Origin of the sequence: Bacillus sonorensis NBRC 101234 = KCTC 13918, assembly GCF_001592005.1 — a bacterium.
In the GTDB taxonomy this organism is placed as follows: domain Bacteria; phylum Bacillota; class Bacilli; order Bacillales; family Bacillaceae; genus Bacillus; species Bacillus sonorensis.
In genome coordinates this window covers 36796-56257 of record NZ_BCVZ01000016.1, presented here as the reverse complement: position 1 = coordinate 56257, position 19462 = coordinate 36796, and the positions used below count along the sequence as shown (strand labels likewise).

At 46.3% G+C, this 19462-nt stretch carries 14 protein-coding genes and 1 pseudogene; 3 read left to right on the top strand and 12 right to left on the bottom strand.

Going from position 1 to position 19462, the window contains the following annotated elements:
* Nucleotides 1-165 precede the first annotated feature (165 nt).
* The 4 genes from BTR1S_RS16035 to BTR1S_RS16020 all read right to left on the bottom strand — a co-directional run bounded on the left by BTR1S_RS16035 (nt 166) and on the right by BTR1S_RS16020 (nt 3492).
* The gene (locus tag BTR1S_RS16035) at nt 166-1704 is read right to left on the bottom strand and encodes a bifunctional GNAT family N-acetyltransferase/carbon-nitrogen hydrolase family protein (RefSeq protein ID WP_029419076.1); all 1539 of its coding nucleotides are present in this window, start codon (nt 1702-1704) and stop codon (nt 166-168) included.
* Nucleotides 1705-1727: 23 nt separating this feature from the next.
* Complete coding sequence (locus BTR1S_RS16030) at nt 1728-2390, bottom strand: HAD family hydrolase (RefSeq protein ID WP_006636592.1); 663 nt, start codon at nt 2388-2390, stop codon at nt 1728-1730.
* 138 nt (nt 2391-2528) lie between these two features.
* Nucleotides 2529-2933: a CBS domain-containing protein gene (locus BTR1S_RS16025; RefSeq protein ID WP_373870162.1), complete on the bottom strand. Its 405-nt coding sequence runs from the start codon at nt 2931-2933 to the stop codon at nt 2529-2531.
* 184 nt (nt 2934-3117) lie between these two features.
* Nucleotides 3118-3492 (bottom strand): DUF5365 family protein, encoded by a 375-nt coding sequence (locus tag BTR1S_RS16020; RefSeq protein ID WP_006636590.1) that lies wholly within the window; start codon nt 3490-3492, stop codon nt 3118-3120.
* A 118-nt stretch (nt 3493-3610) separates the two neighbouring features.
* On the opposite strand from BTR1S_RS16020, the gene BTR1S_RS16015 reads away from it, so the two are divergent.
* Nucleotides 3611-4534, top strand: a complete 924-nt coding sequence (locus BTR1S_RS16015; RefSeq protein WP_029419078.1) for an RluA family pseudouridine synthase — start codon at nt 3611-3613, stop codon at nt 4532-4534.
* A 41-nt stretch (nt 4535-4575) separates the two neighbouring features.
* On the opposite strand, the gene BTR1S_RS16010 is transcribed toward BTR1S_RS16015, so the two are convergent.
* The 7 genes from BTR1S_RS16010 to BTR1S_RS15980 all read right to left on the bottom strand — a co-directional run bounded on the left by BTR1S_RS16010 (nt 4576) and on the right by BTR1S_RS15980 (nt 14585).
* Nucleotides 4576-5262 (bottom strand): ABC transporter permease, encoded by a 687-nt coding sequence (locus BTR1S_RS16010; protein WP_006636588.1) that lies wholly within the window; start codon nt 5260-5262, stop codon nt 4576-4578.
* Between the two features lie 20 nt (nt 5263-5282).
* The gene (locus BTR1S_RS16005; RefSeq protein WP_006636587.1) at nt 5283-6200 is read right to left on the bottom strand and encodes an osmoprotectant ABC transporter substrate-binding protein; all 918 of its coding nucleotides are present in this window, start codon (nt 6198-6200) and stop codon (nt 5283-5285) included.
* A 13-nt stretch (nt 6201-6213) separates the two neighbouring features.
* Nucleotides 6214-6918, bottom strand: coding sequence for an ABC transporter permease (locus BTR1S_RS16000; protein WP_373870144.1), 705 nt, complete (start codon nt 6916-6918; stop codon nt 6214-6216).
* Nucleotides 6860-8014 carry a betaine/proline/choline family ABC transporter ATP-binding protein gene (locus BTR1S_RS15995; RefSeq protein WP_029419079.1) on the bottom strand — a complete coding sequence of 385 codons (1155 nt, stop codon included), beginning with the start codon at nt 8012-8014 and terminating at the stop codon, nt 6860-6862. Before BTR1S_RS15995 ends, BTR1S_RS16000 begins: the two co-directional genes overlap by 59 nt.
* Before the next feature lie 296 nt (nt 8015-8310).
* Nucleotides 8311-8880, bottom strand: coding sequence for a class D sortase, LPxTATN-specific (gene srtD / locus BTR1S_RS15990; RefSeq protein ID WP_006636584.1), 570 nt, complete (start codon nt 8878-8880; stop codon nt 8311-8313).
* Nucleotides 8877-12443, bottom strand: coding sequence for a 5'-nucleotidase C-terminal domain-containing protein (locus tag BTR1S_RS15985; protein ID WP_029419080.1), 3567 nt, complete (start codon nt 12441-12443; stop codon nt 8877-8879). Before BTR1S_RS15985 ends, srtD begins: the two co-directional genes overlap by 4 nt.
* A 111-nt stretch (nt 12444-12554) precedes the next feature.
* Complete coding sequence (locus BTR1S_RS15980) at nt 12555-14585, bottom strand: ATP-binding protein (protein ID WP_029419081.1); 2031 nt, start codon at nt 14583-14585, stop codon at nt 12555-12557.
* Between the two features lie 651 nt (nt 14586-15236).
* Here BTR1S_RS15980 and BTR1S_RS22120 point away from each other — a divergent pair.
* A complete protein-coding gene (locus BTR1S_RS22120) occupies nt 15237-15893 on the top strand; it encodes a spore coat protein (RefSeq protein ID WP_081723745.1) in 657 nt (218 codons plus the stop codon).
* Between the two features lie 1005 nt (nt 15894-16898).
* Here the strand turns inward: BTR1S_RS22120 and BTR1S_RS15965 are convergent.
* The gene (locus BTR1S_RS15965) at nt 16899-17489 is read right to left on the bottom strand and encodes a YhcN/YlaJ family sporulation lipoprotein (RefSeq protein ID WP_006636579.1); all 591 of its coding nucleotides are present in this window, start codon (nt 17487-17489) and stop codon (nt 16899-16901) included.
* Between the two features lie 426 nt (nt 17490-17915).
* On the opposite strand from BTR1S_RS15965, the pseudogene BTR1S_RS23640 reads away from it, so the two are divergent.
* Nucleotides 17916-19436: pseudogene (locus BTR1S_RS23640) on the top strand (alpha/beta hydrolase family protein).
* Nucleotides 19437-19462 lie beyond the last annotated feature (26 nt).

The window sequence follows — 19462 nt, the reverse complement described above, 5'->3', positions numbered from 1 at the left end:
CGGAAAAAATCGCGCGACAAATATACAGATGGGCTTGCATATCTGTCATACGCTTACCAGTTTGATTCATCTTTTCCACCTCCTTATCATACATCCAATATATGAAAAACCGGACGGAAAGTCAATCCCGAAAAAAGCCGGACTGATATACAGGCCGGCCGCAAATTATTTTTTATAATGAATCCGGTAAATATCATGGCGTCTGTCTTTCAGCTGCCGAACCGTTCCATTCTGGCGCTGTCTTCTAAGGATCTCCAAGTCAACGTCGCCGATGACGACCATTTCGATGTTTGGATTGCATTCGCCGACAATCCCGTCCCTTGCAAATTCAAAATCAGAAGGTGCGAAAATCGCGGATTGTGCATATTGAATGTCCATGTTTTCGGTCTGCGGCAGGTTTCCGACCGTCCCGGATATGACCGTATATACCTGGTTTTCAACTGCTCTCGCCTGAGCGCAGTATCTGACGCGCAAATATCCCTGCCGGTCTTCCGTACAGAAAGGCGTAAAGATGATCTTGGCGCCTTTTTCCGTCGCAATCCTCGCAAGTTCGGGGAACTCGATGTCATAGCAGATTTGAATCGCGATTTTTCCGCAGTCTGTATCAAATACGCGTACTTCATCCCCTCTGCTGATGCCCCACCACTTCCGTTCATTCGGCGTAATATGGAGCTTGTATTGCTTCTCAATCGTGCCGTCCCGTCTGAACAGATAGGCGATATTGTAGATTTTCCCTTCCTCTTCAACAAAATGGGACCCGCCGATAATATTTACGTTGTATTTAACAGCGAGATCTGTGAACAAGCTGATGTAGTCCTCTGTGTATTCAGTGATCCGCTGAACGGCAAGGCTCGGGGACCGCTCTTCCAGAAAAGACATCAGCTGGGTCGTGAAAATTTCCGGATAGACCGCAAAATCCGCACCGGCGTCTGAAGCAACATCAGCATAATATTCCACTTGATTGGCAAACTCCTCAAACGAATGAATCTGCTTCATTTCGTATTGAATTACGCAAATACGAACCGGAAAAGCCGACTTGTAGTAGCGTTTCGTTTGCGGCAGATAGTCGACATTATTCCACTCCATCAATGTCGCGTATTTGCTCGATGCTTTATCATCCGGCAGATAGTTCGGATTAATCCTCATCATCGTAAACCCATTCAGGAGCTGAAAAGAAAGGACCGGATCATAAATCTGGTGGTGAATGACCTGCTCGACATATTGTCTCGGCGTCATTTCAGAGGCGTATTTATGATAATTCGGTATCCGTCCGCCGATGATGATGCTTTTCAAGTTCAGCCGTCTCGCCAGATCCTTCCGCGCTTCATAAAGACGGTGGCCGATTTTCATTCTTCTGTATTCAGGATGAACCATGACTTCAATCCCGTACATGTTCAGGCCGTCCGGGTTATGGTTGGTAATATAGCCGTCATCTGTAATGTCCTGCCATGTATGGCGGTCATCATATTCATCAAAATTGATCAGCAGGCTTGAGCATGAACCGATGACTTTGCCTTCAAGCTCCGCGCAAAACTGCCCTTCCGGAAAATGCTCGAGATGGCTCTTCAGGTGCTCCCGTTTCCACGGGATCATGCCCGGAAAGCAAAGCTCCTGAAGCCCGATGATGCTGTCGATGTCTTTTTCCTCGATATTGCGGATGACGATCTTTTTTTCAAAACGGGAAAGGTCCAGTTTTTCAGACACGCCGCATTCCTCCTCTGCCCTCTTTATGCTTGTTTAGACACTGTTTCGATCAGCTGTTCCAATTCCATTTCGGCCATTGATTCAAGCCGGTGGTCATAATGCTCGAATAACAGGCTCTTTGTTACTTTATTCGGGACGATGACACACTTCATTCCCGCGCGTTTCGCCGCAATCGAACCGTTGACGGAATCTTCGAAAGCTATGCATTCCTCAGGTTTGACGCCAAGGCACTCGGCGGCCTTTAAATAAAGCTCGGGATTCGGTTTGACTTCCTCGACATCATCTGCCGTTCTGATGCATTCAAAATCGTCGTAGAGGCCGATTTGCTTTAAATGCTGTGACACCCATTTATAATCAGAGCTTGATGCAAGGCCGATTTTTAAACCGAGCTCTTTTGCCGCCGCTAAATAAGCTTCCACGCCGGGACGCGCTTTTTCATTTTCAAGCCTTTTTGTAAAACGTTCCTTCCTTAAGGCTGTCAGTTTTTCATGATCCAGCTTCTTTTGCAGCTGCTCCTCAAGGTAGACAAAGGGCTGAAAGCCGGCAGCCGTCCCGATGACTTTCCCCCACACCGACATCGGAAGAGCCGAGCCGTGCTCTTCAAAAATTTCCTGAAGCACTTCATAATCATGTGTTTCTGTATCTAAAATAAGACCGTCAAAATCAAAGATCACTGCTTTAATCATGTCGCTTTGTCCAACTCCTTCTGCCAGTTTGCACACTCATTGTATCCTTCTTACTGTCCCTTGAAAAGCCCGGCGCCTTCAAAACGTTATGTATAAAGAAGAAGAGCCTGCTGTGTTTAGAAGCAAGCTCTTCCGCTTCTATTGTGTTCGTGTCGGAGTGGAGATGTTCGTCAGCGCCTGTCCTGCTGATTCGTTTGACAAATCGTTTACAGCAAGGTCCCCAAGCGCGACAATACCGACTAAATGATTATTTTCCACTATCGGCAGGCGGCGGATTTGGCTTTGGGCCATAAGCTGTGATGCTTCCTGAAGGCTCATGTCCGGATTGCCGGATACCACATTTGTTGTCATAACCTCGGAAACCGGCGTCTGGCCATCCTGGCCTTGGGCTGTCGTTCTGAGCGTGATGTCCCGGTCGGTGATCATTCCTTTTAATACTCCCTGGTCAACGACAGGAATCGCTCCGACGTTATGCTGGCTCATGAGCTCTGCCGCTTCTTGAACCGTCTGATTCGAAGAAACCGTTGCTACCTGCCTTGACATAGCATTGCTGACAGTGTTCAATAAACTGCACCCCTTTCGGTTGTTAGTATGTACAATCATCAACATGATAACAAGGAAGTTGACACCAGCCATTGTGTTTTTCGCTTTTTTCCTTTATAGTCTTTTCATAAAAAAAGAGCCCTTCCATTAGGAAAAGCTCCTTTGAACCGCGGGCTCCGCCGGTTTACATCAGCAGTTGTATGCCCTGTTTTTCACTGTCGGTATTCACGGGAAAAAAATCAGATGATGTTAATGGAAAATACAGGCCGCAATCATTCAGCTTTTTGCTGCTTTTATCAAAAAGCTCACGGTCTTTTAAAACCCACTGGCGTTTTGGTTTTGTCAATAATGTATGAATCAGCTGCAGACTTGTGATGATCTGAAACGACTCATCCAATGTTCCCTTGTATTCGTACTCTTTAAAATCAAGTGCCCCTTGCTGTTTCAGTTCTTTAATTTTTTGCTTGTTAAAGTACAAAGGAAATACTTGAAAAAGCTCTGAAGCGAGCTCTTGAATATAGATTTCCTGTTCTTCGGTTGCCGCTTTAACAATACGCATATGAATCACCCTTCATCCCTTGTAATCTCTTCAAACAGAATAGCATACTAAAACTCAAGGCTGTGAAGGTAAGTGTTTCCTGATGGCTGAAAAGCTTTTGAGAGAAAGGAGAGTAAAAATGAACCAACAAAACCGCGGATTAACTTTCCTGGCCGGGAGCAGGCATGACGGCGAACATTTGTTTTCTTTTTTGAAAAAAGAGGCGAAAGCTTCAAAACCGGTCATTCAATATTGGACAGCGAATCAAAAAATAAAAATCAATCATAAAGCGGCTGCTCACAACCAGCAGCTGAAAAGCGGGGATAGAATAGACATCGATCTAAGAGAAGAGGAAGAAAGCGGCGTCATTCCCGAATATGGCGAGCTGCATGTCTTATTTGAGGACGATCATATGCTGATCGTCAATAAGCCTGCGGGAATCGCCACCCATCCTAATGAAAAGGGGCAGACAGGCACGCTTAGCAATCTTGTCGCATTTTATGACCAAACAAACGGAACAGAACGAAAAATCCGCCACGTCCATCGGCTTGATAAAGATACGAGCGGTGCAGTCGTATTCGCAAAGCATCGTCTCGCCCACGCAATCCTGGATGAGCAGCTGCAAAAAAAGGAACTGGCGAGAACTTACCTCGCCATAGCGGAAGGAAAATTGAAAAACAGAAAAGGGACGATTAAAGACCCGATAGGAAGGGATCGGTACCATCCTGCCAGAAGAAGGGTCTCCCCGACAGGACAGGCAGCGGTCACCCATTATACAGTAAAAGGTTATCATCCAACATACGATGTTTCTTTATGCGAGCTGCGGCTCGAAACGGGCAGAACCCATCAAATCCGGGTCCATCTTGCCCATCTCGGACATCCCCTGTCAGGCGACGAGCTGTACGGCGGTTCAACAGGTCTTTTGCAAAGACAGGCGCTGCACGCCGCAGAAATCAGCGTTACCCATCCGATCAGCGGGGAAAGGCTGACTGTCAACGCTCCGCTGCCGGATGACTTCAAAAACGCTGCAATACGGATATTTGGAACAGATTTGCCAATATGACACAAAAGGATGATCCGTTATCATTGGATCATCCTTTTTGATCAAGCCGACTCCAGATCGGCGTTGCGCTCATGCTGTCCTCTTTTCTTGCCAAGCGGAGAGAGTTTCCGTTCCAGCCAGCTCATGAAAAGATCGGCGATCATCGCCATGAGGGCTGTCGGGATTGCTCCCGCCAAAATAATCGCCGTTCCATTCGTGGCGTTTGAGCCCCTGACGATGATGTCCCCGAGACCGCCGGCTCCGACGAACGTTCCTATCGCCGTAATTCCGATGGCAATGACGAGTGCGGTTCTTAAGCCCGCCATGATGACAGACAATGCAAGCGGAAGCTCCACCATCCGGAGCACCTGGAATTTTGTCATCCCCATCGCTTTGCCGGCTTCTAGATATGCGTGTTCAATACTGACGATTCCTGTATAAGTGTTTCTAATAATCGGCAAAAGCGAATAAAGGAACAGCGAGACGATGACTGTATTCGCTCCGAGGCCGAGTACAAGCATCAAAACGGCGAGCATCGCCAATGCCGGAATCGTCTGAATGACATTGGTTACGGCAAAAACCCAGCCGCTCAGTGTTTTGTAGCGGGCGATGAAAATCCCAGCCGGAATGCCGGCGGCTGCCGCAAACAGGACGCCGTATGCGGACATCAGGAAATGCCGGTAAAACTCCTGCAAAACATAGCCGCCGTTATGCGCATAATACGTGCCAAGCTGCTGTAAAACATCCATTCCGTTTGATCCCTCCGTTTCTATTCAAAATAATGATGCTTTTCCAGAAACTGTTTCGCAACAACAGACGGCTCCTTGAGCTTTCCGTCGACTTCATAGTTCAGTTCCTGCATCGTTTCCGTGTCAATTGTGCCGATCAGCTGATTGATGACGCCTTCAAGCTCCGGATGCTCTTTCAGCACCTTCTCGGGCACGACAGGCGAACAATCATACGGCGGGAAAAACCGTTTGTCGTCTTTTAAAATTTTCAGATTGTAAGCCTTAATCCGCCCGTCGGTTGAATAGGCGAGAACGATGTCCATCTTTCCGTTTTTCACCGCATCATAGACAAGTCCAATCTGCATCGGGTATGTGGAACCGAATTTGATGGCGTAATCTTTCATAAAAGCACTGTATCCGTCCCCTTCCCTCTTCATCCAGTAATTATCGACGCCAAGCTTGTATTGGGATGCGTATTTTTTTAAATCAGATATCTTGTCGAGGTGGTGTTTTTCCGCCAATTCCTGTGTCACAGTAAAAGCGTACGTATTATCAAATCCGTATGAATCAAACCATTTCATTTGATATCGTTTTTTGAATTCCTTTTGCGTCAGCTTGAGCGCCTTTTCAGGATCTTTTTCAGGTTTCATTCGCAGCGTTCCCGTCAAGGCATCGCCGGTATAGCGGGTTGCCGCCACATCGATTTCACCCTTTTGCAAAGCCTGCTGCTGCACGGCGTTGGACCCCAGGTTTTTGATCGTTTCTGTTTGTAAATCCGTGTTGTGTTCAATCAATTGAGCGAGGATGCTTGCGATGATTTCCGATTCGCTCATGCTCTGTGCGCCGATTTTTATCGTTTGGCCGGAATCCCCTTTTAAACCGGGGAGCGCGCACCCGCTGAGGACAATGCAGACGGCAGCGAGCAGAATAACCTTTCCCCTGACATATTTCATAACCATATCAGCCAACTCCTTATGAAACTTCTTTCAGCCCTTTTAGTCCATCCGGCGTCACTTTTCGTTCCGCCTGATGCAAAACAGCGTCGGTAACAATGGCGAGAAGCGTGACAGGCACGGCGCCGCCGATGATATATTCCGGCTGATATAAATTAAGCCCGATAAAAATGTAGTCGCCAAGACCGCCGCCGCCGATAAACGATGCAAGAGTCGCCCAGCCGATCAAGTATATTGCAGAAGTCCGGATGCCCGCCATAATGACCGGAACCGCAAGCGGAAGCTCTACAAGGCGGATCTGTTCCCATGCAGTCATACCGATTCCTTTTCCCGATTCCAATAAATTGCGGTTCACACTTTTAATGCCTGTATACGTGTTTCGTAAAATCGGTAGGACTGAATAGAAAAATAAAGCGGCAATTGCCGGGACTTTTCCAACCCCCAACAGCGGAATAAAAAATGCCAAAATCGCAAGGCTCGGCAGCGTCTGAATAATATTCACGACAGCGATGGCAATGCCGGCTCCCTTCTTCATTCTCGTCAGCAAAACGCCGAGAGGAACGGCAGCGATGATTCCGAGAAGTAAAGCGATAAGCGAAATATAAAAGTGCTCCCATGTTTTATCAAGCAGTTCGGCGCCGTTTGCCCGCAAAAAGTCAAGAGCCTCAACCAAATGAAGCACCCCCCGCCCCAAGCAGGTTTTCTTCTCCCCAAATCGATTCATATACGATCTCAACAAGGCTTGCTCTTGTGACAATCCCGGCGAGGCGGTTGTTTTCATCAACAACGGGTACGTATTTGATGCCCTGTTTTAAAATTTTTCGGACTGTATCGCGAAGAAGCTCATGTTTCTTTACGGTATAAATGTCGGTATTGACAATCTCTCCGACCAGTTTTGCCTTTCTGCGCATCTGATCGATGATTTCAACATCGACATACCCTTTGAGCCGCCGCTTTTCATCGATGACCAGCAGCGAGTCTACCCGGTGCCGCCTCATGATTTGAATCGCCTCTGACAAGGTTTTGCCCGCTGTTACCGTGACAGGATTGACATTCATAATCTGTTCCACCCGTTCAACTTCAGGGCTTGATTGAATAAGTCTGTCTTTTCCGATAAATTCTTCGACAAAATCGTTTGCCGGATACCTTAAAATGTCATCGGGAGTGCCGACCTGGACGATTTCGCCGTCCTTTAAGATGACAATCCGGTCCGCAAGCTTTATGGCTTCATCCATATCGTGCGTGACAAAGACAATGGTTTTGTTTAAAGTTCTCTGCAATTTCTTAAACTCTTCCTGAAGCGCATCGCGTGTAATCGGGTCAAGAGCGCCGAACGGTTCATCCATTAAAATGAGCGGCGGCTCGGCGGCGAGCGCCCGCAAAACGCCGATTCGCTGCTGCTGGCCTCCGCTCAGCTCGTGCGGATAGCGCTCCAAATACTCCGGTCCCATATCAACCAGTTTTAACAATTCGCGCGCCCGCTCTTTCCGCTTTTCCTCGGGCCATTTCAGCAGCTTGGGAACGAGTGAAATGTTCTGCTGAATCGTCATATGCGGAAAAAGTCCGATTTGCTGGATGACATAGCCGATCTTTCGGCGGAGCTTGACGGCATCCTGCGCCATAATATTCTCACCGTCAATGTAGATGTTGCCTGATGTCGGTTCAATCAGGCGGTTGATCATTTTCATCGTCGTCGTTTTTCCGCAGCCGCTCGGACCGATGAAACAAATAAATTCACCTTTTGCTATGTCCAGATTAATGCTGCTTACAGCCTTTTTGCCTCCCTTATACACTTTTGAGACGTTTTCCAGTTTCAGCAATAACTGCACCTCCACAAATTCATTAAAAATATTAAATTTGTTAAATTTATTTTTATATTTTCAGAAAAATTTAACGTTTATATTATAAATGAAAGAATAGAAAACCAAAAGTTGATTAAGTGCCCATATTAGATGTGAAAGATTTGTGAACCTATGTGACCTCCGCTCAACTGCCATATCCTTATGTTTCCTCCATATTCCTTTGGAATCCTCTTGAACTAAGCATTTTGTCACCGCTGCTGCACAGGGATTTTAACCATAAAAAAAGGCTGCCAGTCACCTGACAGCCTTTGCTTCTAGAGCGGCTCCGCATATATGATATAGCGCTGAGGGGCGTTTCCCACATAAGAGAACGGATAGCACGTTGTCAAAATCAGTTCCTCTTTTTTGTTTTGCAGCGTGATGATCGATGTATCATCTTGATCTACGATTTTCGTTTTGACGATTTTGTACGCAAAACGGCCATAAGGCAACTCGATTTGCAGCTTGTCCCCGAGTTCCAGCTCCCCTGTTCTGCGAAACACGGTGTCCCTGTGCCCTGAGAGAACGATTTGCCCGTTTTGCTCCGGATAATAGCTGCCTTTGTAATGTCCGACGCCTTTGGCTAAATCATCGGCGCTCGTGCCTTCAACGATCGGCAATTCCGCCTTTAATCTCGGAATGTACAAAATGCCGACGGCTTCACCAGTGACCGGTTGAAAAGATTCGGCAGATGTATCAGACTTGCCGTCTATGGCCACGGCTTTTTTGGCCTCTGCCAGAGAATCTCCAGTCTGCCGGTTCATATCGTATATTTTCCAGCCGCCGTACACAATGATAAGAAAGCCGGCGGCCATAAGCAAAATAGAAAAAAATTTCATTTTCATAGATTGGCTGACCCCTTTTTCCATATATAAACGAACATACCACAGATAAACAGAAGTATACCAAATAAGAGCGGATTGTAAAGATTTGCGGCAGTATTCGGAAGAAAGCGCTTCACTGGTTCGTCATCGTATCTTTTCCCCGGAAATATTCCACTCTGATCTTTTCGTTTTTCTAAAGCCTTTAGGCCACTGTCGAAAGCCCCCGTCTTTTCATGGGGAGAGACTGTTCCGCGGCCGCTTGCATCAGCATCAGCTTTTACACCATGGCCGGGCAAAGATCCGCCTGTATCATCGGCTGGCGTTTCACCGCCGTCGCCATTTCCCGGATTTTCTCCAGTGCCGCCGTCCGCCCCGACCTTTTTAATCCTGCCTTCCGCTTGATAGGAAATCGGTTCTTTAAAGCTCTTCACAAATTCCACAGTCGCTTCGATATCTTCCGGTCCTGTCACCGGACGCTTTCCGAGCCGGGAAATCGGCTCATACTTTTTTCCGGAGGCAGATGCCATAAAGTCATTGACGGTTATCGTGTAAGTCCGGCCTTTTTCTATCGGCGAACCGTTTTCTAAAAAAATGTCCGCCGTTTTGTTTGTTTTCGGGTCCCATGTGTATGTAAATCCGCTGATACTGTAGTCTGGACCGTACACCGGAGAAATTTGCGCATCAATGATGTCATACAAATCCTTTCCTTTGATTTCAAGCGTAACGAGCACATTTCCGAACGGCTGGATGTTGAATAAATCCCCCCATGTAATCGGACCTTTTTTTAAGTCCTGGCGGATTCCGCCGCCGTTCATCAATGCGAAGTCAGAATTCATCGCCCGCTTCATTCCGTCGGCGATTAAATTTCCGAGCGGTGTGTCTCCATCGTTTGAATAGCCGCCTGCCATGTCATGAGCCGCTTCTCCGACCTTTTCGCCGATGATCGGGCCGACGATCCGTTCATATTGATCTAATAAGCTTCTTGTCGCCGGATCGGGTTTGATATTTTCCTGGTTTACATATTCGATATCTGCTTGTTTTCGGACAATATCTTTCGTGTTTCTGTCGATTTCCACGTCGACCACGCCGATGGCTTTGCCATATTCAGAGGCTTGAACAATTAAAGCGCCTCCGGTTTCCCCGTTTACTTCCTCATGGTTATGCGCAGCGAAAATCACATCTACTTCAGGGTCCGCCTTGTTTGCGAGCTCGGCGGACTCACCCGTTACGGCTGTACCATTCTGTGATGCTGTCATATGGGCAAGGACGGCTATTGAACGAACGCCTTTTGCTTTCAGTTCATCAACAGCCAGATTGACAGCTTTCGTCTCATCCGTGAATTCAATCTTCTTTATTCCATCAGGGATCACCATATCGGCGGCAGACCTTGTGACAACCCCGATAAAAGCGACCGGGACGCCTTCGACTTCAAATATCTGATAGGGCGGCAAAAAGCCGGCACCGCTGCTTTTTAATTTACAATTGGCGCAGACGAGCGGAAAATCCTGTCCGTCATAGCCTTTTGTTCCTTTCCCTTCAGGATGCTCCCCTCCATTAAGAATGCGGAGCAGTTCATCAGCGCCTTCATCAAATTCGTGATTTCCGACCGTGCCGACATCAAAGCCGATTTCCTCCATGATGTCGACCGTCGGTTCGTCCTGAAGCAAGGATGATACAGGCGAACTTCCGCCGATCATGTCTCCCGCATGGACAAGAAGCGTATTTTTCCGCTCGGCTTTTCGTTCTTTCAGCAGAGCTGCGGTGTAGTCCATCCTGCCGAAGGTTCCGTCCGTATGCCCGTCGCCGTTCAGATCAAGCTGATATTGCTGGTCGATTTTTCCGTGAAGATCATTCATGCTTAAAAGCCGCAAAGATATATTTCCACTATTCTCTTTCTTTGTATATCCTGCATCTTCGGCTTCTTCGGGAGAAGCGAAAAAGATTCGTTTTTCAACGGGAACTTCTCGCCATTTTTCCGGTGTGACATATGTTTTGTCTGCTGAATCTCCCACATACCTCGTCAGCCCTTTCCCCTGTTCTCTTGCCCGAAATTCAAACGGCAGTTCAATCAGCGGGTCAGCGGGGTTCCAAATGCCGAGCTGATCGTCTTTCGCTTTTTTGACCGCGTGTTGGAACAGTTCGTAATCCTTCTCATCGCCGACCGGCCAAATGAAATATGTCGAAGCCAGCCCCTTTTTGACCAGCTCGAGATTCGTATTCAAGCCGTCCTCTGTGATGACTTGGGCGAGGAGCCTGCCGTAGCTGTCTTTTGCTTCCTTGCCGACCTTTACCGTCACCTTGTCCCCCGGAGACAAAATCGACTGCAAATAGGTTTTTGCGCGGTTTCCGTGCTTTAGCTGATTTTCATCCCGTTCGTTTTTAGGCGTATGATAGGTTTCAGGTGTATCCATATTGACATAACGAACCTTTGTCGCGCCAAGCACAGGTTCCTTTAAATGTATGGTATCTCCGTCAACAACACGGTCTACGACGCTTTCATATTCTCCTTCTGAAACAGGCGGCGGATCATCTGTACCGTCCAGCCGTTTGATATCCTCCTGTTTTCTGGGCAACAGCTGTAATGCGTTATAGCGGCTTAATATCCCTGTAATCTCAAACCATTTCCCTTGTTCGATCAGGCCGGCGGCATTCGTTTGTTCCATCACGCGCAGCGTCAGCTGGTTGTAGTTCTGGTCGATCATCGTCATGTTGTAGCCCCCGCCTGCTGGAGTATCGGGTTTTCCTTCGATGAATCCTTTTATTTTCACAAGACTTCCTTCATATCGATCCGCCTGTTCGGCACGTGTTAATTCTTCAATTGCCAGCGAATGCGGATCAGGAACAGCCGCTCCTCCGTCCGATACTTTTATGCCATCCGGAACGGGAATGATCTCTGTCAGCCCTTTATAAGTTGTGATTTGTCCGGTGACTGAAACATCCATTCCCTCTTTCAGCTCCGGAAAATTGGCTTGGGAAGATGAAAAAATGTTGATTCCCGCCGTATCGTCCTGAATAAATGTTGACAGTTTTCCGCCGCCGATCGCTGATTGGTCCGCTGTGACGACTCCTTTAATCGTAACGGTTTCATGCAGGCGCTTGCGGGCATCCGCTATCGGCATGGCATCAGGCCGGGTAGGGGCACCGCTATCTTCTGCAAGCTTGATGAATTGAACAGATGTTACACCCGGAGATTGAAAATACGGAGAAAGGACTCCTTTGACAGACAGTTTTTTGCCAATCAGATGCGGATTGGTTTTTAAACCGAATTGGCTTCTGAATGCTGTGGGAATTTGTACGGGAAGGATATTCTCAGGAGATCTCTCCTCTGTTTGATCAGCGATGGCCAAGTTGAAATCATTCTGAAATGGACCGCTGAAATGAAAGTTTCCTTTTGAAACGGTATGGCCGACGACATATCCTTCAACAGTGGCATGCCCTGAGTTGTTGCGGATCGCCTCTTTTACGGTTATCGGCTGCTGTTCCGCTCCCTGCACCGCCTCTGCAAACGGTGCGAAAAATGGCGCCCCCATTAAACATGCGATCACAGCCAATGGCAGCAAACGGATTTTCAGGATATTGCCCATCGATTCGCCCCCTTTTTATTCTTCCAGTCCAATTTATCTCATCAATATAAAGACCATATTGTCCTTTTGTAAATATTTCAAAAAAGAGTGAGAACAGGGCTGACCTTATTCTCACTCTTTCATTGGAAGCTTCAATGTCACTATTGTTCCTTTACCTTCATCGCTTTCAAAGTGAATGCTTCCCCCGTGGTTTTCGATAATCTTAAAGGTAACCATCAACCCTAAGCCCGTTCCTTTTTCTTTTGTCGTATAAAAAGGCTCTCCCAGCTTATCAAGCACTTCTTTGGAAATGCCTTTCCCCTGGTCTTCAAAGGTGATGAACACGCTGTCTTTTTCCTTATACGAACGGATCGAAATCACCCCTTCGGCATGTTCCATCGCTTCGATTGCATTTTTAAGAAGATTGAGGAAAACCTGTTTGAGTTCATTTGAGACACCGTAAATATCGGGCAGCCCGTCACTTAACTTTTTCTCGATCCGTACATTGTTCAGAACGGCCTGCGATTCAAGCACCATGCAGACATCTTTGATAAGCGTGTTTACCTGAACGGGATCAAATGTGGCCGATTTTGTTTTCGCCAACACCAGAAACTCGTTGATGATCGCTTCAAGTCTGATAAATTCTGACATCATCACCTCGGCATAATCTTTCTGATATTTTTTTGTTTGAATCATCAGCTGGAGAAATCCTTTCAGCGATGTGAGTGGATTGCGGATTTCATGGGCTATGCCCGCAGCAAGCTGGCCGATGGCAGACAGCATTTCCGATTTCATGAGCATTTTTTCAGACTGTTTCTGATTTGTCATGTCTTCTGAAATCTGCAGGATTTGCTGCACATTACCGAGGCTGTCTTCCACAGGAATAAGCGAGACCTTCTCCCAGCGGTCACGGCCGTTCCCATCCTGATAATGAAGCTCTCCTGACCAAGGTTTCTTTTCGATGGCGCGTTCCCAATGGGCAGGAAGTTCGCTCCATAAAAAATGTTTTTCATATAAAGCAAAAACGTTTTCACCGATCAGCTCGCACTGCTCTTTTCCGATCAGCTTACAAAACCGTTTATTGGCATATTGGACGACTCCATCAACAGAAGCGATAATCATATTGGCCGGACTTTGTTCAATTGCTTGTGCGCTGATATGAAGCGCCTCATTCGTCATTTTCAGCTCGGTGATGTTGGAGAATGTCATTAAGATTCCTTCTGCTTTTTGGCCTGTATCGGACGGAATCATCTTTACCGCATACCAGTCTCCGTTTGACGCTTCCATTTCCTTTTGAATCGTTTTTTTCTCATAGAGGGTCGTTTTTAAGTCTGCGGCATAATCATCATATTCGAACAGTCCTGAAAGATCGCCTATCGGTCTGCCGATGTCCCGCTTCCTCAAATGAAACGCCTTTGCGGCTTCAGGTGTGTATTGTTTCATTCTAAAATTCCGATCGAGCATAAGAGCGTTGATATTCGTATGAAGCAGGAGGTGGTCCATGTCATCCTTAACAGCGTTCAGCTCAGCAATTTTTCTTTCGAACGTCTGATTGGCCGCCATCACTTCCCTGTTTGTAGACATAAGCTTTTGATTGGCGGCAATCAATGCCTTATTTGATGCTTCAAGTTCTTTTATCGTCCGGTAAAGATCTTGAATATCCGGATGTGACTGATCCTCATCGCCTTCTGTTAATGCCTGCTTGTTTTTTTGCGTGTTTGCTTCTTTAATAAAAAGGACGTAAAGCTTGTGATATTGACGGAAAAAACTTTTCAGCTTCAAATTGACAAACGAGAGCTTTCCATTCATATAAATAGGAACATTTTCGAATTCCGTTTCCCTTTTTTCGCTTTTCGCCTTTTGCAAAGCTGCGCTGACAGGAACGGAAAGACTGGCCGGAAAGGCGCAGCTGATGCTCCCTTTTGAACATTTTAAAAATTGCTCCGCATTGTCTGAAGACGCCACAATTTCGCCTCTGTCATTGAGGATCAGGCAAGGAAATAAATACTGGTCGATTAATGACAGATAAATATCATCCAGTTTGTGAAATTCACTTAGTTCATGGATTTTTTTATATACATCCGCTTGTACCTTAGGATACACAGTTTCGGTATCAGCAAATAAACCTGATAATTTTCCAAGTGTTTCACTTGAGCCCGGCATATAAAATCCTCCTTTTCTAAGCGCTAAATCAAAAAAGGGTAAACACCTTTTTTCGCATATCATGTTGAATATCACTACGTCGGCGGCTGATACGATTTCCGGAGGGAGAATCCTTTACAGATCACGCAGGGGCGGTACAACTACACTTCCTTCAAAAGCCTTTCTTGGCGAATCATCGGTAACTTCGCTTCCTGATTTTGCTCCGCAAGTCCGAATCTTAACATGCAGCAGCGCTTTTCGTGCGGCAGCCTGAATTTCGCTATGCTCTGGGATACGATCATTTCGTATAAATGCCGATCTCTTACAAAAAGACCGCCTCACATTATAGAGAAAATCTCCTCAAAGCTCCGCCTGAAGGCGGCCGTGTTAATTGACATGGCCATCAGAACTCCGCTTTAAGATCCGGGAGGTCCGCCAGTATGTTTTGCGGGCATGAGGCAGGGGGGCTTTTGCTTAAGCATTTGCTTCCCTGCTTTCTCCGCTGCCCTTTTTTTGAAAATAAAACCCACAATATGTTCTTCTGAACTAATTTATTCGACGATTTGTATAAAATCCCTTTAAATCCATTCCATGCGTTTCCTCCTTTTTTGAATAAAAATGCAGGAACAGACAAAAAATAACTGGCGTACTAAATAGAAGGAGGATTTCGTTATGAATCAGCAAAACCAGGAACAAATGCAAATCAATCAGGGAAACGAAGGAATGCAGCATATGAATCACGGGGGCCACGAAATTTTCGACATGCACGAAGTGATGTCCGGCATGATCGGCGCGCTCGAGCAATATATGATGTTCAGACAGCATGTCAAAGATCCGGAGCTTCTGGATATTTTAAACAGACAGCACCAGTTTATTTTGTCGCAGTACAACATTACGGCCGAGTGCTTCCGGACAGGACAAAAGCCAAGCCAGGAAACAGCGACTTATATGATGAAACAGGATCGCCAATTCGTATACGGCTTAAAGGAAACACAGCCTAAAAAGCCGAAACAATCGCCTGAAGCCATTGATGATGCCTGTATCAGCAGCTTTATGCTCGGACTTCTTAAATCATGCACTTCCGCCCTCGCAATGGCGGCTCCTGAGGTGACAAATCCGGTCTGCCGAAGAGTGCTGGCGGATCAAATTCCTCACTATATTGAAATGGCCTATGAAGTGTTTCTTTATCAAAACAAACACGGCTATTACCAGGTTCCTCAGCTCGCTCCGCAGGACATGCAAAAAATGCTTTCCGCCTATGCACCTGTCCAGGGACAAATGCAAATGCCGCCGAACAAGGGAGCCGGACAGCAGGGACCGATTCATTAATAAAGAAAAACGGCATTGGAACCCGCAATGCCGTTTTTTCGTATTTTTGTTTAAATTCTTTTTCAAATTCCGTTAATTCTTGATGAACGGCAGCTCTAAAGCCCTTTTTAAAATTTTTTGCCTCCGCCGTTTCTTTCATAATATCGAGGATGATGCCTCTGCCTTTTTTGTTGACAAGCTCATCAATCATATAAAAACTCTGTAAATATATGTCCGATTCAGAATCATCGCGCATCTTTTGCCACTGCCGGTCAGTCTTCAATTTAGCGAGGGGCACGACAGACGGCAAAGTCCGTGTATAGGCAGAATCGTGTGCGGCGGACCATTCCGCGACACCCTCATGAAACCAGAGCGGGTAATCCTCCGGTTCTGAACCGAGCTCCCTGAGCTTTTCATGGAAAGCGTAATGGGTATATTCATGAATCAACACCCGCTTATAAAGAAAGACGGCAAACCCATCATTATTGAAAAGCTGCTCCCTATCCTCAGGGAGCAATCCGATGATGCGCGTTTCTTCAGAATAAAAGCCGGTGATATCTGACAGCTTTGAAAATGCTTCAATTTCTTTGCTGTTTGAGAAAAAGACGAGATCAATACCGTGAAAGCGGGACTGGCCAAAAATGGCCCGATTAAGATCATCGGCATATGTCAGCGTCTCCTTTGTCAGCTCTAATATAGGCTTTTCCTGATCTGAATAATAGATACTGGCATGTTGGTGACGGGTCATGTTCTTTGTTTTCAGCAATTCCCGTTTTTCGGCGCTGCCGGCTGTAACCGCGATCCGGCTTGCCTGGTCTTGATGAAAAAAAACATGCCAGACAGCCGCAGCCAACATCCCCGCCGCCATGATCACAAGAGCCGCTTTTATATGTTTCCCCACGGGCTATACCCCCATTTTAAGAGTATATCTCTTACCTTATGCAGGGATATGTAAAAGTGTGCGTTCGGAAAAAATAAAAAAAAGACCGCGATGGTAAGGATCGACGGTCTTTTTAAAAAACGCGGTTATTTTTGCTCAGGGAACATCCTGCGGGTCATTTGGCCAAATTCGTCAAACAGACCTTTGATTGGTTCGCCATTTTGAATTCTTCTTCCATAATCCTGCATTCTGTCAACAAAATCCGGATTAGCGGAAACATAGACATTATTAATGCTTTTGTCTGTTGCTTTGACCTTATCGGAAATTTTCTTTTTCAAACTTTGTGTAACATCCCCTTGCTTATTTCCCGTCAAAACAACCGCCACATAAGCATTGTTGTCTGTCACGATGACAGACGCATTGTTGACTTCCTTCATGTCAGTGATCTTGTCGGCGATATCGTTAGCTTCTCTCATATTGTTTCCATCGCGGTTATCATCATTGACAAAATTTGCGTTATTCCCATCATTCGCGTTATTCCCATTATTTGCGTCATTGACATCTGTGACATTATTTAAGCCATTGCGGTCATAAGCATCGCGATTATCTCTGTTTGTTACGTTTCTTACATTATCGTTATTGCGGCCGTTTTCTCCCTGATTCGCCATGCCGCATCCGGCGACGAACAAAAACGGAAGAAGTAAAGCAGCAATCACGCTTTTTTTCTTGTTTAACATGAACAAAATGCCTCCTTTAAATATTTACCTTTAGGTTTTTCTTTTCTCTGTGATTTATTCGTACAAAGATCAATTTCCAAACCCAAATTCTGCTATCATAGTAATGATCTAAAAAAAATCGGGGTTGTACAAATTGAAACGGACTGATGGCTTGCAGAAGGCGGAAAAGATATTTCATGTTTTGCGGATTACGGATTTTGCGGTTCATCCCGAAGAAACGCAGCTTGTATTTGACACAAATAACAATGGAAAATCCAATCTGTGGGCGATGGACTTCCTCATCCATACCCTTATCAGCTCACCTTTTTGAACCAAAATTCAAACGGAATCGCCTACTGTGAAGATGGTTCAGAACTTTTTGCCGGTTTTGACTATGACGGCAATGAAAAAAGCAGTTTATACCGTATTCGATCTAACAGCGGGGAGATGCAGCTGTTGAACGGAAATCAAAAAGACCGCCATTTTGAGCCGGTCCCAGTGAAGGATGCTGTTTATTATTCATCTTCCAGCGGCAATCCCACTTTTTTAAATACATACAGATACGATTTGCAGACAGGAGAAGAACGGCTTGTTTTTGGAGGAAAGGATGGAACATCACTGCTCAGCGATGTCAGTCCGGGCGGGAAAGCCGCAAGTATCCACGTATCCTTCGTCAACAGCCATTCGGTCTGTATGATTCAAACCTCTGACGGAAAAGCAGGACCGGTCGTTCCTGATGAAAAAAAACCGCACATGGTATATTCATCATATTTTCCATCAGACGACATGCTATATGTAACAACGAACTACGATTCCGAATTTTCATATCTTGCGTCATACAGCATTTCTACTGATACATTCACCCCGCTCTTCTCGATAGACAAAACGGAAATGACAGCCATTCAGGCTGATCAGGAAGGAAAATACCTTTATATTGTTGGAAAAAAAGGCGTAAACGATGTGCTGTTCCAATATGACACAAAAACGGGAAACAGCCGTTCTGTAGATTGCCCATGTTCTTCTATCGCCAAGATGGTCTGCGCCCCATCCGGCTCGCTGTACATTCTCGGATCAACACCGACGAAACCGAACAATATATATGTGAAAACAAAAAACGAAGCCGAATGGCGGCAGCTAACAAAACATGCGGTCCCTGGTTTTTTTGAAGATGACCTTTCTTATCCGGAAACAGTCGTTTATCCGTCCTTTGACGGACTGCCGATCGAAGGCTTGCTGTTTAAGCCCGATCCTCAGGATGCAAACGGTTTTACGATCATATGGCCGCACGGCGGTCCGCAGCACTCTGAACACCTCAGGTTTTATGATATTTTTCAAATCGCTGCAAAAATGGGCTATCAAGTGTTCGCGCCGAATTTCCGGGGCTCTGCGAACTACGGCTACACGTTTTATCAAATGGTCGAGCAGGATTGGGGAGAAGGGCCGCGTCTCGACATGGTGTACGGAATTGAATGGCTGATCGACCAGAAGCTCGCCGAGCGGGATAAACTGTTTTTGATGTGAGGCAGCTTTGTCGGATATATGGCACTGCTGCTGCACGGGAGACATCCCGAGTATTTCCGTGCTGTCGTTGATATATTCGGGGTCAGCAACCTGTTTACGTTTTACACATCTGTTCCGGCGTTCTGGCGCCCTCTTATGGAGAAATGGGTCGGACATCCGGAGCGCGATCAGGAAAAAATGACAGCCGATTCTCCGATCACATATCTCGAGAATATGACACGGCCGATGCTGATCATCCAAGGCGCAAATGATCCCCGCGTTGTCAAGGAAGAATCCGACCAGATTGTAGACCAGCTGAAGGATCTGGGAAGGGATATTGACTACCTTGTCATGGAAGATGAGGGGCACGGCTTTTCCAAACAGGAAAACAAAGTGATGGCTTTTACCGCTATTTTCAGCTTCTTTGAAAAACACCGGTTAAGCGCTGCCGCCGGAGCTTTAGAATAAAACAAAGACGGTCGGGGGATGGTAAT

Coding starts and splice junctions, on each gene's coding strand:
- BTR1S_RS16020 (WP_006636590.1), bottom strand. CDS start 3,492: ATGCGTATTGTTAAAGCGGCAACCGAAGAACAGGAAATCTATATTCAA.
- BTR1S_RS16025 (WP_373870162.1), bottom strand. CDS start 2,933: ATGTCAAGGCAGGTAGCAACGGTTTCTTCGAATCAGACGGTTCAAGAA.
- BTR1S_RS16010 (WP_006636588.1), bottom strand. CDS start 5,262: ATGGATGTTTTACAGCAGCTTGGCACGTATTATGCGCATAACGGCGGC.
- BTR1S_RS22120 (WP_081723745.1), top strand. CDS start 15,237: ATGAATCAGCAAAACCAGGAACAAATGCAAATCAATCAGGGAAACGAA.
- BTR1S_RS15980 (WP_029419081.1), bottom strand. CDS start 14,585: ATGCCGGGCTCAAGTGAAACACTTGGAAAATTATCAGGTTTATTTGCT.
- BTR1S_RS15985 (WP_029419080.1), bottom strand. CDS start 12,443: ATGGGCAATATCCTGAAAATCCGTTTGCTGCCATTGGCTGTGATCGCA.
- BTR1S_RS16005 (WP_006636587.1), bottom strand. CDS start 6,200: ATGGTTATGAAATATGTCAGGGGAAAGGTTATTCTGCTCGCTGCCGTC.
- BTR1S_RS16015 (WP_029419078.1), top strand. CDS start 3,611: ATGAACCAACAAAACCGCGGATTAACTTTCCTGGCCGGGAGCAGGCAT.
- BTR1S_RS15965 (WP_006636579.1), bottom strand. CDS start 17,489: ATGTTAAACAAGAAAAAAAGCGTGATTGCTGCTTTACTTCTTCCGTTT.
- BTR1S_RS16000 (WP_373870144.1), bottom strand. CDS start 6,918: ATGAATCGATTTGGGGAGAAGAAAACCTGCTTGGGGCGGGGGGTGCTT.
- BTR1S_RS16030 (WP_006636592.1), bottom strand. CDS start 2,390: ATGATTAAAGCAGTGATCTTTGATTTTGACGGTCTTATTTTAGATACA.
- srtD (WP_006636584.1), bottom strand. CDS start 8,880: ATGAAAATGAAATTTTTTTCTATTTTGCTTATGGCCGCCGGCTTTCTT.